11 protein-coding genes are annotated in these 11,522 nt (G+C 38.0%); 3 read left to right on the top strand and 8 right to left on the bottom strand.

The window, feature by feature from the left end:
- Window positions 1-45: 45 nt before the first annotated feature.
- The 5 genes from BFL01S_RS16515 to BFL01S_RS16495 form a co-directional block, all read right to left on the bottom strand.
- A complete protein-coding gene (locus BFL01S_RS16515; protein ID WP_025910914.1) occupies window positions 46-2,238 on the bottom strand; it encodes an alpha-galactosidase in 2,193 nt (730 codons plus the stop codon).
- A 27-nt stretch (window positions 2,239-2,265) separates the two neighbouring features.
- Complete coding sequence (locus tag BFL01S_RS16510; RefSeq protein ID WP_025910913.1) at window positions 2,266-3,300, bottom strand: LacI family DNA-binding transcriptional regulator; 1,035 nt, start codon at window positions 3,298-3,300, stop codon at window positions 2,266-2,268.
- 262 nt (window positions 3,301-3,562) lie between these two features.
- Window positions 3,563-4,921: a penicillin binding protein PBP4B gene (pbp4b, locus tag BFL01S_RS16505; RefSeq protein WP_061786353.1), complete on the bottom strand. Its 1,359-nt coding sequence runs from the start codon at window positions 4,919-4,921 to the stop codon at window positions 3,563-3,565.
- Window positions 4,922-5,175: 254 nt separating this feature from the next.
- Window positions 5,176-6,354, bottom strand: coding sequence for an MFS transporter (locus tag BFL01S_RS16500; RefSeq protein ID WP_061786352.1), 1,179 nt, complete (start codon window positions 6,352-6,354; stop codon window positions 5,176-5,178).
- A gap of 83 nt (window positions 6,355-6,437) precedes the next feature.
- Complete coding sequence (locus tag BFL01S_RS16495) at window positions 6,438-7,421, bottom strand: ring-cleaving dioxygenase (protein ID WP_025910907.1); 984 nt, start codon at window positions 7,419-7,421, stop codon at window positions 6,438-6,440.
- 303 nt (window positions 7,422-7,724) lie between these two features.
- Here BFL01S_RS16495 and BFL01S_RS16490 point away from each other — a divergent pair, with 303 nt between their 5' ends.
- Window positions 7,725-7,916 carry a hypothetical protein gene (locus tag BFL01S_RS16490; protein WP_025910905.1) on the top strand — a complete coding sequence of 64 codons (192 nt, stop codon included), beginning with the start codon at window positions 7,725-7,727 and terminating at the stop codon, window positions 7,914-7,916.
- Window positions 7,917-8,060: 144 nt separating this feature from the next.
- On the opposite strand, the gene map is transcribed toward BFL01S_RS16490, so the two are convergent.
- Both map and BFL01S_RS16480 read right to left on the bottom strand, forming a co-directional pair.
- Window positions 8,061-8,804 carry a type I methionyl aminopeptidase gene (gene map / locus BFL01S_RS16485; RefSeq protein ID WP_061786351.1) on the bottom strand — a complete coding sequence of 248 codons (744 nt, stop codon included), beginning with the start codon at window positions 8,802-8,804 and terminating at the stop codon, window positions 8,061-8,063.
- A 177-nt stretch (window positions 8,805-8,981) separates the two neighbouring features.
- On the bottom strand, window positions 8,982-9,194 hold the full coding sequence (locus BFL01S_RS16480; protein WP_061786350.1) for a hypothetical protein: 213 nt from the start codon (window positions 9,192-9,194) through the stop codon (window positions 8,982-8,984).
- A gap of 14 nt (window positions 9,195-9,208) precedes the next feature.
- Here BFL01S_RS16480 and BFL01S_RS16475 point away from each other — a divergent pair, with 14 nt between their 5' ends.
- Both BFL01S_RS16475 and BFL01S_RS20810 read left to right on the top strand, forming a co-directional pair.
- The gene (locus BFL01S_RS16475) at window positions 9,209-9,619 is read left to right on the top strand and encodes an HAD-IIIA family hydrolase (protein ID WP_225002445.1); all 411 of its coding nucleotides are present in this window, start codon (window positions 9,209-9,211) and stop codon (window positions 9,617-9,619) included.
- A gap of 36 nt (window positions 9,620-9,655) precedes the next feature.
- Window positions 9,656-9,805: a hypothetical protein gene (locus BFL01S_RS20810; RefSeq protein ID WP_169799869.1), complete on the top strand. Its 150-nt coding sequence runs from the start codon at window positions 9,656-9,658 to the stop codon at window positions 9,803-9,805.
- A gap of 37 nt (window positions 9,806-9,842) precedes the next feature.
- Here BFL01S_RS20810 and BFL01S_RS16470 read toward each other — a convergent pair whose 3' ends face one another.
- Window positions 9,843-11,159, bottom strand: a complete 1,317-nt coding sequence (locus BFL01S_RS16470; protein ID WP_061786349.1) for a hemolysin family protein — start codon at window positions 11,157-11,159, stop codon at window positions 9,843-9,845.
- Between the last annotated feature and the right edge of the window lie 363 nt (window positions 11,160-11,522).

Genomic DNA, 11,522 nt, shown 5'->3' with positions numbered 1-11,522 from the left:
AGGTTTATCATTGGCTGAAATCCTTATGTCCCAGCCTCCCTTTCTTTATCTTTTTGCTTTAAATTTCCACACATAGCTTTGAAAGTCGCCTTGTAAGGAAATAGGGATATGAATTCCACTGTACATAAGCTCATCGCCCCCATACACCTTATCTGTTCCTATTAATTCATACGATTTCTCTGAATCTAACCCATGAAGTTTGATCGAGCGCAAAGGTGCCGCCGGCTCAGCAAGTACACGATAATAAAATACTACTACCTCTTCTTTTGCTTCATCCGTAAATAACCATGCTGTTTCATGTCCTTCAAATGGACTTAAGAGTCGATAAAAATTACCGTACTGAATGAGTCTTCGAATTTCCTTATATTCCACAATTTGCTCTTTTACAGCTTGTTTCTCTTCATCTGTTAGCTTCGTTAAATCTAGCTCATAGCCAAGGTTGCCAGCCATTGCTACATCACCGCGCATCTTTAATGGTGCATAGCGATGAACTTGGTGATTCGGAATATCTGATACGTGCGCTCCCATTGATACAATCGGGTACACAAGGCTTGTGCCATACTGAATTTTCAGACGTTCAACCGCATCCGTGTTATCGCTGGTCCAAGTTTGCGGCATGTAATACAGCATCCCTGGGTCAAAGCGTCCTCCACCACCAGAGCAGCTTTCAAATAAAATATGAGGAAATGCAGTTGTAAGGTCCTCCATCATTTTGTATACGCCTAAAATATGGCGATGAGACGTTTCTTTTTGACGCTCAGCAGGAAGAAGTGCTGAACCCACTTCTGTTAAGTGGCGGTTCATGTCCCATTTTACATACGTAATTGGAACGCTTGAAAGAATAGCTGAGATGCGTTTTGTAATTTCAGCGCGTACATCTTCTCTAGAAAAATCAAGAACCAGTTGCTCTCGACTTTCCGTTCGATGACGGTTCGGTACGTGCAAACACCAATCCGGATGTTCTCTATATAAATCACTATCTTTTGAGACCATTTCAGGTTCAAACCATAAGCCAAACTCCATGTTTACGTTGTTTACACGTTTGGCCACATCTTCTAAGCCTGCAGGAAGTTTCTCATTATCAACGAACCAATCTCCAAGTGACGTTGTGTCTGAGTTGCGCTTTTTAAACCAGCCATCATCAAGTACAAACAGCTCCATGCCAAGCTCGCTACCTACCTTGGCAATTTGCTCTACTTTCTCCGCATCAAAGTCAAAGTAAGTAGCTTCCCAGTTGTTTACTAGTATTGGACGCTCTTTCTCTTTAAATTCACCGCGTAATAGATGGTTTTTATATAAATTATGGAAAGTGTGAGACATTTCTGATAAACCTGCAGCTGAATATACCATGACGACTTCAGGAGTTTGAAAAGCCTCCTCTTTTTCTAGTAACCACGTAAAATTATGCGGGTGAATGCCTACAGATAAACGCGCCGTTGAAAACTGGTCTACTTCTACTTGGGCTAAGAAATTACCGCTATAAACAAAGTTAAATCCGTATACTTCTCCAGAATATTCAGTCGCATCTTTACGAAGCAGCGCAAGAAAAGGATTCTGCTGATGGCTGCTTGCACCTCTTATACTGCCAACAGATTGAATACCCGTATGCAATGGCTGACGCTCAACATGACGCTCTTTCCCCCATGCACCTGGCAGTGAAAGCATATCAAATTCTGCGTCCCGAAAATCAACGTTAGCACTGAGAGCACGAATCAACTTTATAGACTCTTTCCCTTGGTTTTCAAACTTTGTCGCACGCGTAATCCCATTATAGTTTTCAAAAACCGTATACTGTAACGTTACTTCTAAGCCAATAATGCTATCTTCTAACACAACCTCTAGAGTCTCTGCTTCATCATCAGAATGAATATATGTAGCTGGTAATTCTTCTAAGCTAGGTTTCCCTTTATAAATTCGATGCTCTTTATAACGTAAATCCGTAACCGCTGTACCATTTGATAGTTCTACTTGATAAGCTGGTGAACGAAAATCACCGTTTCCATGCTGAGGGTATTCTTGAGGTAACCAATCCAGTGAAAACGTGCGGTCTCCTTGATACGGGTTCGGCGAAAACGAACGGTCTAACGGCTGGATTTGGTTTGTGTGATTGTAGTTATTAATCTTTCTCCCCCAGTAAAAATGAGCTAAGTAATTATCTCGAACAAGCCCCATTACGTAGCTTGTATCTTTTGCTTTCAAGTGAAAGATCTTATTCTTTTCGTCAAATAAAATAGACATTTCTCTCCATCTCCCCTAGCTTTGTTGTCATTCTATCTTTTCTGCTATACTTTCCCGAGCAATAAAGCTCGTAGGTAACATAACCTTAATTGGTAACTCTCTTCCTTTTAATCTATCATGAAGAAGCTTTACCGCTGTTTTCCCCATTTCTTCTGTATGAATTTTAACTGTAGATAGGCTTGGAGTTAGGTAAGCTGCTGCACTAATATCATCAAAACTAACAATTGATACTTCCTTTGGCACATGAATACCTGCTTCATTAAGCGCTTTTAAAGCTCCAATAGCCAATGGGTCACTCGCTACAATAATTGCAGTAGGCATGCTTTCTTGATTAATTAATTCTTTCGTCATTTCGTATCCATGAATTGGATCCCATCCCGTTACTTTTACATAGCGTGAATGAAAGTTCCCTTTTTCTTTCATCACTCGTTCATACGTGTTTTGACGTCTTTCAGAATGATGCTCTCCGGCACTGTCACTGAGGCGCTTTGTAATCACTTTCCCACCAATAAAGGCAATATCTTTATGCTTCATTTCTTCTAGCTTTTCAATTAAGTCTCTAGTTGCAGCTTCGAAATCAGACGTCACTACATCAAAATCATTACCTTTAGGTGTATAGTCAACAAAGATTAGCCTATTTTTATTGTAATAAAATGACGCTAAATCTTTTTCGTCAATTGCTCCTATCACGATTAAGCCGTCCAAATGATTAAGTCCGCCTTTAGGGATTTCATTTTCACCAACCACAAATACGTTTTCAATTTTAAATTGATAAGCTTCACAAATACTTTCGATGCCTAATCGAATAGATAAAAAGTATGGATCATTCACTTCATCTTTTTGTGATGTTGTTAGGATTAAACCGATAGAACGAGTCTCTGTTAATTTTGAATACGCCGTATTTTTTCTTTTTGACGACTGATAATTTAAGCTTTTTGCAGTGTTAATTACTCGCTTACGCGTATCGTCAGCGACGGATAGAGTTTGATCACTATTTAAAATTCTAGATACGGTAGCGATTGAAACGCCTGCTTGCTGTGCAATATCTTTAATCGTTGCCATAAGTTAGCCACTCCCTGTAAAACTTCTATTTGCTTTTATGATAGCATACGAAAATTGGTATAGACCAAACAGTTTACGAAAAAAGACTGCTTGCTTATTATGCAGTCATCGGCAAAACAGTTAATTTTACTACTTTTTAGTAAAATTAACTAAATTTATTTTATCAAAACCTCCGATGGAGTTCAACATCTTTTTGAATGCGTTTTCAAAAAAAAGAAGAAAGAAGAAGCTGATTAACCTCAGCTCCTTCTTTCTTCACTCTCTATTCAATGGCGTCATAAACGCCTGTTACAACGCTTCCATATTGACCGGTTTCAAACACATCTCCTTCAAAGCGATTTGGATTTTCTGACGGATTAATAAGTGGTGAATGTTTCTTGTTCGTCAATAAAACAATACCTAAACCCTTCTCTCGATCAATGATTGTGACAGTACCAACCCAGCCAGTATGGCCAATTGCATTTCGACTTGCATGAGGACCAAACATCCATTCCATGCTTTCATCCCCGTTTCGTCTCCATCCAAGTGCATATGTAGAGTTCATAGGTGACGGCTCTGTAAAGGTTTGAATTGTTTGCTCATTAAATAATTGATGACGACCATATCCTCCTCCGTTTAACATGACTTGTAGTAAAACTGCTAAATCACTCGTTGTTGAAAACAAGCCAGCATGCCCCGAAACACCTGCCATTGAATAATATGCTTTTTCGTCATGAACTTCTCCCTGCAGTGTGTAAGTTCGAACATTCGGAAAGTTGATAACACCATCCCGCGTATTGCCCTGTAGTTCAGTTGCCGCAAAGTCTTTTGACTTAAACCCTTTTTGTAGCGGGTTAAACAGTGTATGTCTCAAGCCCAATGGTCGATAAATTTCATTTTCCACATAATGATCTAAGCGCTGATTAGTAATTTTCTCAACGATAACGCCGAGGAGCATATAATAAACGTCGCTGTATACATTCTTTGTTCCTGGTTCGTATTGAAGAGGTGTCTTGGAAATTAAACTAATGGTTCTGTCTCTTTCCTGAGAATATAAAGCACCCGCTTTTGGATGAAAGTATTGTGGATCTGGTGGAAATCCCCCGCTATGATGAAGTAAATCAATCACTTTCATTTGATCCTTTCCTTTAATAACATCCTCTGATTGGTCTTTAAAGTCTGGTAGATATGTTTGAACCTTTTCATTTAAATTTAGCTTCCCTTCGCTAACCAGCTTTTGGAGAGCGAAGTTTACCGCATACATTTTCGTATTGGATGCTAAATCAAACATAGTATTTGTCTTCATTTTCTCAGGGTGTTTTAGCGGTGTGGCACTGTTATATTTTTTAGCATAGCCATACGCGGTATTTTTCACAACCTTACCATCTTTTACAACAAGTAATACGGCACCTGGAAAACCCCTTTTAATTTCTTGTTCAATCATGGCATCCACTTCTTTTAGCTTTGCAGATGACATGCCAACCTCCTCAGGTTTTGCTTTTTTTAACAATGAATGATTGATAGCGTAAGATGAGTCTTGATGAACGGATGTTTCTGAATGAATAGTAGCAGATGTAAATGAGGGGCTGCTTGTTAGAGCAAGCAGTGATGCTAGCGATAATGCTGCGTACGATTTTTTCATGGCACTTCCTCCTACAAGAATAATAGATGCATAACTAGGATTGTGCTTCTACTATTATTGTAAAAGAAAACTTGATTAGAAGATATTGGATATAAGTCCTGTTTCTTCATTTAAAATTCAACTAATGCATTCGACTTATTCTACAAGATTACAAACTTTCTAACACAGTTAACGTTTTTTGTAATAATGCTAGTCCATTTATGATAGATAAGAAAGAAGAAGGTCTTATTCTTCCCCTTTCTTATCCCATACTACTACCCTCTATTTCTAGAAACCGATCTCATAGCAAACCATTGAATAATACTCATCGTAAATGTCACAACAAATAAAAAAACATACGTGGAGTAAAATTGACCGGTTAAGTCAACTAAAGTACCGATGATAATTGGTCCTAATGCACCGATGATATAGCCAGCTGACTGGGTCATTGCTGACAAGCCAGCAGCTTCATCAGCGTTTTTCGATAAATCAATCGGTAGTAATAAGTTTAGCGGAAATAGCGTTCCAGCACCGATACCAATAAAGATTGCACCCACCCATGGAACAACTTCAAGAGCTAATAAAAGTAGACCTAACGCTTCCATTCCAGCGGCAAACCAGAGCCAAAAAAGGCGTGATGTCACTTTTTTTAATAAAACTGGTAATAAAAAACCCACTGGAATTTGAGTTGCAGTAAAGAGCGTAAGAATGTTTGCTGCATACTGCTTCGAATAGCCCTGATTTTCAATCAGTGGAGCAATCCAAGCCGTTGCCGAATAAAAAATCATGGCCATACAGCCAAAAGATAACGTTAATAGCCACGCGCGTTGGCTTTTCCAAGGTATAGGCTTCACTTCTTCGGGTACCGAAAGACCAGAGGGACTTTCGCTATTTTTCAAAACCCATTGCCACCACACCGGAATAGCAGCAATAGCAAATAGTACCCAAACGCTCAGCGTCACTCTCCACGAATTTGTGTTTTCATAAATCGAAACTGAAAGCCATGAAGCGGCAACTGCTCCTGTTGTCAAAGCAGCTGTATACAGACTAATCATAAACGGTACATGTTCATTAAAATATTTTTTTATAAAGCCAGACAAAAGCGGGCCCATAGCGGCAATTCCTACTCCTGCTATAAGCGAGGTCATAATTAAAAAGCCTGTTGAATATGTAAAAAAACGTAGTACCGTCCCAATTCCAATCAAACAAAGCGCATACCCAATAATACGCTCTAGCCCAAATTTTTGAGCCAAGCTTGCAGCAAGCGGTGAAAACACTCCCATACACAACACGGGTACAGCTGTCAAAAGGCTAGCCGTAGACGCATTCATTTGAAGTGCTGACGTAAGCTCCTGTAAAATAGGGGAAATTGAATTAATAGCTGGCCTCATATTTAGTGCTGCAATCATAATGGAAACAGCAAATAAAACCATTTTCTTTTTATTGATGATCATCACCCCCACACCTTCTCTTCTATTATACGTCAGTTCTTCTAACAATGACGTAAAAAAAAAGCAGCTTCCATTGGAAGCTACCTTTACTCATACTCTTTTTCAAAGTGTTTTGTACTCCGAACCGTTTCAATTGGTCGTACAAGCTTTTCAATTTGTTCACGTTTAGGCTCTAAAAATGGAGGAAGTGAAAGCTTTTCTCCTAGTGTTTCATACTCTTCATCTCCCATAAATCCTGGACCATCCGTTGCAAATTCAAATAAAATCCCAGGAGAAACGCGAGCATATAAAGATTCAAAGAAATGACGATTCACATAGCCTGATGTTGGAAATCTAAAGCTCGCAAGTCGATCAATCCACTCTTCAAGTACTTGACGATCATTCACTCGGAACGCAACGTGGTGAACGGTTCCATACCCTTGAATACCTTCAGGTAAAGTTGTGTTATGTTCAACTACTACTTGAGCACCGTTCCCACCTTCTCCAACTTCAAATAGATACAAGTCACCTTTTTGGTCCACCTCGCGGAATAATAATACTTTCTCTAATACTTCCTTAAAGAACTCATAATTCGCCACGCGTACAAAGATTGGACCAAGTCCAGTAATGGCATATTCCAGTGGAATCGGCCCCTTTTGCCAAGGTATACCAGAAGCTACTCCGACATTTCCTTCATCAGAAATTAATTGGTATTGCTGATCATCAAAGTCCACAAAAGATAAAGTTTTCTTTCCGAATAGTTCCTGAATACCACCGTGATGAACACCTAAACGATTAAATCGCTTTTCCCAATATTGAAGTGCTTCATTGTTTGGAACACGAAATGATGTTTTAAAAATTTCATTCGTACCATGAGATCCTTTTGGAATTCCTGGGAAGTCAAAAAACGTCATATCAGTTCCAGCACTTCCTTTATCATCTGCAAAAAACAAATGATAGGTTTGAATATCGTCCTGGTTGACTGTTTTTTTCACCAAGCGCATCCCTAGTACATACGTGAAAAACTCATAATTTTTTTCAGCACTACTCGTAATAGCTGTCACGTGATGAATACCTTTTAATTCATTCATTCTAATTCCTCCTAACTAGGATTATGTTTATACCATCATTTATTTTCACATCAAATATCTTTAATTCGAGATAATTATATCAAATTCACTTTCATTATGTCAATGTCAATCAGCTCATTATAATAAAGTTAAAAATGGACTCGCCCTTTTCTACTCAATACAGGCTTTTGCATATACCAGGTTGTCCGGTTTTTCATATCTTATATTAAGTAGAATGCATTAGAGCTTCTACTAATAAAACAACTGGGAGATGATTGTCAATGTGTAGAAAACACGACAAGCACCGTAAAGGTAAAAAAGATTATGGTAAGAAAGAGTTTAAATGCTACTGCTACGAAAAAGATTCTTACAAAAAAGATTACAAGCACGATGACAAAAGAACTTGTGACAAAAAGAAACACAGCTACGACAAGAAAGAAAGATGCTCTTATAAAAAAAGCAGCAAACGCCACGGTAAATGGGACTACTAATTTAAATAAACTAAATTTATTTTAGTAAATAGAAAGAATAGAACGATTTTTGTTCTATTCTTTTTTATCTTCATTTCTTCACTTTCCACCTACATTAAAATGAATCAACAAACAATTAAGCTTTGGTATGAGTAGTACTATAAAAAAGCAGATGCAAAGGCATCTGCTTCTATTCTGTTACGATAATTGGTTGACCTTTCGTCACAATGATTGTGTGCTCAATTTGTGCAACAAAGCTTCCATCATTTGTCGCTAACGTCCAGCCGTCATCCAGCTGATATGCTTCTTCAGCATTTGTTGACACGAACGGTTCATACGCAATAACCATTCCATCTTTTAAAAGCGTGCGGTCTCTTGGCTCATAGTAGTTATGAACGTAATCTGGCTTATCGCGAAGTGAATGTCCTACCCCGTGACCCGTTAAGTTAGTAATAACCGTGTACCCACGTTTGCGTGCACTGTTATGAACAGCTCGCCCAACATTACTAAGCTTACCACCAGCTTTAAACTTTTTAAGTCCCTCATCAAATACTTCTTTTGTCGCTTTACAAAGCTTCTCTAAAAACTTATTACTGTCCCCAACAACAAACGAAATGCCCGTATCAGCAAAATAACCGTCTTTCGAACCTGATACATCAATATTAACAAGATCTCCATCTTCAATTACACGTTTACCAGGAATGCCGTGAGCTACCTCTTCGTTTACACTAATACAAGAATAGCCTGGGAAATCAAATAGTTCTTTCGGAGCAGAAATTGCTCCATGTTTTTCAAAAAGTTCTTTAGCTAATTCATCTAGTTCGCCCGTTGTAACTCCAGGCTTCGTTTCTTTTACTAACGTATCTCTTATCTCAGCAAGAATCTTTCCAATTTTCATTAAGCCTTGCCTTTCTTCTTCAGTACGTACTATCAATTTCTATTCACACCTTTCATATGAACATATCTTATCTTACTCCAAGGATTCAAGCAATGAGTTAGGATTATAAATAAATAAAACAAAATATTCATTTTTTTCACCACATAAAAATACAGGCTTTATTATAGCCTGTATTTCTTTATAAGCTAATTACTGTTTTATAGTATGGATTCATTAATCTAACAGCTCTTTATTTTTTGCATACGAGCGTTTTAATGAAATATATTCAGCAAGAAACATTAAAACACCGCTAATCAATACAATACCTGCTACGTCAAAAGACTTTTCGCTAAACGCTTGCCACCCTAAAAATAATACATATAGTAACGGAAACAACACTATAAAGCTAATCGACTTTACAACAATTCGCTTTTTTTTCTTTTTCATTAAAAACCATTCATTTGTTAAAAGAGCACAATATTAAACTATTTGCTTTTACCAACCAGCCTGGAATTTCAAGCGGAGAAGCAACCAAAAATGAGTTTATAAACGAATTGACTTCATTTGGGTTTGACGATTTTTGCATTTGTCCCCATCATCATACTACGGGATGCACATGCAGAAAGCCGAGTATCGGCATGCTTATAGAAGCTGCCCGTAAGCATCAGTTAGACTTATCAAAATGCGTGATAATTGGAGATCGGTGGACGGACATTGAAGCTGGAAGGAAAGTAGGAGCAAAAACCATTTTAGTGCAAACAGGTGCAGGAAAAAAAGCTCTTGCTGAGAATAAGCATGAACAAACGAAAAATTCCCCTCATTATATTGCTACGAACTTAGAAGAAGCGGGAAAGTGGCTCCTCAAAGCTTAGTTCTATTTAAAAGGGAAAAAGAGAATGAAAGATAAAATGTTTTATGTTTGGTTGGCCGTTATTGCATTGTTCACAGGTGAAATCGTGTTATTTATGATGCTTTACTTAGTGTTAATGGCACTCCAGGGCATACACCAAACGTTGCTGCATTTTTATGAAGATTGGAAGCGCAGGAATAACATATAAAAAGCCAGCTTGACCATATGGCCAAGCTGGCTTTTTATTATACTTCAGCTGCGTTTTCTTGCAGTTTCCTTACTTCTACTTCTTTTATTTGCAATCCATCTACATCAGTCACCTTAAACTCATAACCTTCGTAAACGATACAATCGTGAAGCTCAATATCGGTTTTTTGTGTTAAAATCCAACCGCCAATCGTATCGACTTCTTCTTCTTCGATGTGAATTCCTAATAAGTCGTTCACCTCTTCAACTAGCACTTTGGCATTTAAAAGGTAATGATCGTCTGATACTTTACGAACCTCTTGAACTTCTTCGCCATCAAACTCGTCCTGGATTTCTCCAACGATTTCTTCAAGAATATCTTCAATCGTAACAAGTCCAGACGTCCCGCCATATTCATCAATTAAAGCAGCCATTTGCGTACGATTCTTCTGCATGGTTAACAGTAAATCGTGAATTGGAATTGATTCAATAACCTGGATAATTGGCTTCATATATCGCTCAACCTTCTCTTGCTTTAAGTGACTATGAATGACCACATCATTTAAAACTTCTTTTAGGTTAATTAAACCAATAATTTGATCTTTGTCACCTTCTGCTACAAACGGATAACGCGTATAGCGTTCTTCTACTGCTACTTTTAAGAACTCTTCTATTGTATCCTCATTTGATACCACAATCATTTCTGTTCTTGGCACCATAATTTCACGTGCAACGCGATTATCAAACTCAAATATGTTATTTACATACTTATATTCCGCTTGGTTAATTTCTCCACCTTCATAGCTTTCTGACAAAATAATACGAAGCTCTTCTTCACTATGAGCGATTTCATGCTCAGAAGCTGGCTTTAGCCCGAAAAGACCGACTAAAATACGTGCTGACCCGTTTAATAACCAGATGAATGGATACATTAAGCGATAAAACCAAATAAGAGCTGGCGCTAATAATAGTGTTACCGTTTCTGCTTTTTGAATAGCAACTGTTTTCGGAGCCAATTCCCCGACTACAACGTGTAGAAACGTAACAAGAGCAAAGGCAATAGCAAAGGATAATAAATGTGACAGCGTTGATGAAAAGCCAAAATCAGCAAAAATTGGATTTAAGATTTTCTCAACAGTCGGCTCACCTAACCAACCCAAGCCTAAAGCTGTAATTGTTATACCTAACTGACAGGCAGATAGATACTCGTCAAGATGTGTGGTTACCCTTTGAGCTGCAAGTGCCCCTCTTCTTCCTTCAGCAATCAGCTGATCAACCTTTGAACTACGAAGTTTTACAATGGCAAACTCAGCCGCTACGAAGAACGCGGTCAAACCAATTAAAAGCGCAACTAATATTAAATTAAGTGTAATCAATACGTTTTCTTATTCTGTCAAACGGCAGAATAAGAGAACACCTCCTGTTTTATAAAAGTATCGACTGGATTACACCTTTATGTATAAAGGTGATTCCAGGTGCATAAATGTAACTTTCAATCTCTTTTTAATGCACGCTACTTTTATTACATTAACCATACTTGCAAATCTGCTTCGTCTGCTATGTCTCCCTGCCCCATGGAATCACCCCCTTTTAAACTATCAGTTAATGGTTTTTTACTATATATATAGCAAAGATTAAGAATCATTATACATGATTTTTGGGAAACTTACAGATAAGTTCATGACGAATTTATGAACTTCATTTTAACGTTTAAATCTTTTACATTCCTGTAACAAAAG

Origin of the sequence: Priestia flexa NBRC 15715 (genome assembly GCF_001591565.1) — a bacterium.
Lineage (GTDB): Bacteria > Bacillota > Bacilli > Bacillales > Bacillaceae_H > Priestia > Priestia flexa.
Note: the sequence above shows the minus strand (reverse complement) of the source record. Positions and strands in the feature narration are given on the sequence as shown.

Excerpts from the sequence above, each read along its gene's own strand:
- BFL01S_RS16515 (WP_025910914.1), bottom strand. The coding sequence starts at position 2,238 with ATGTCTATTTTATTTGACGAAAAGAATAAGATCTTTCACTTGAAAGCA.
- BFL01S_RS16510 (WP_025910913.1), bottom strand. The coding sequence starts at position 3,300 with ATGGCAACGATTAAAGATATTGCACAGCAAGCAGGCGTTTCAATCGCT.
- pbp4b (WP_061786353.1), bottom strand. The coding sequence starts at position 4,921 with ATGAAAAAATCGTACGCAGCATTATCGCTAGCATCACTGCTTGCTCTA.
- BFL01S_RS16500 (WP_061786352.1), bottom strand. The coding sequence starts at position 6,354 with ATGATCATCAATAAAAAGAAAATGGTTTTATTTGCTGTTTCCATTATG.
- BFL01S_RS16495 (WP_025910907.1), bottom strand. The coding sequence starts at position 7,421 with ATGAATGAATTAAAAGGTATTCATCACGTGACAGCTATTACGAGTAGT.
- BFL01S_RS16490 (WP_025910905.1), top strand. The coding sequence starts at position 7,725 with ATGGTAAGAAAGAGTTTAAATGCTACTGCTACGAAAAAGATTCTTACA.
- BFL01S_RS16480 (WP_061786350.1), bottom strand. The coding sequence starts at position 9,194 with ATGAAAAAGAAAAAAAAGCGAATTGTTGTAAAGTCGATTAGCTTTATA.
- BFL01S_RS20810 (WP_169799869.1), top strand. The coding sequence starts at position 9,656 with ATGTTTTATGTTTGGTTGGCCGTTATTGCATTGTTCACAGGTGAAATC.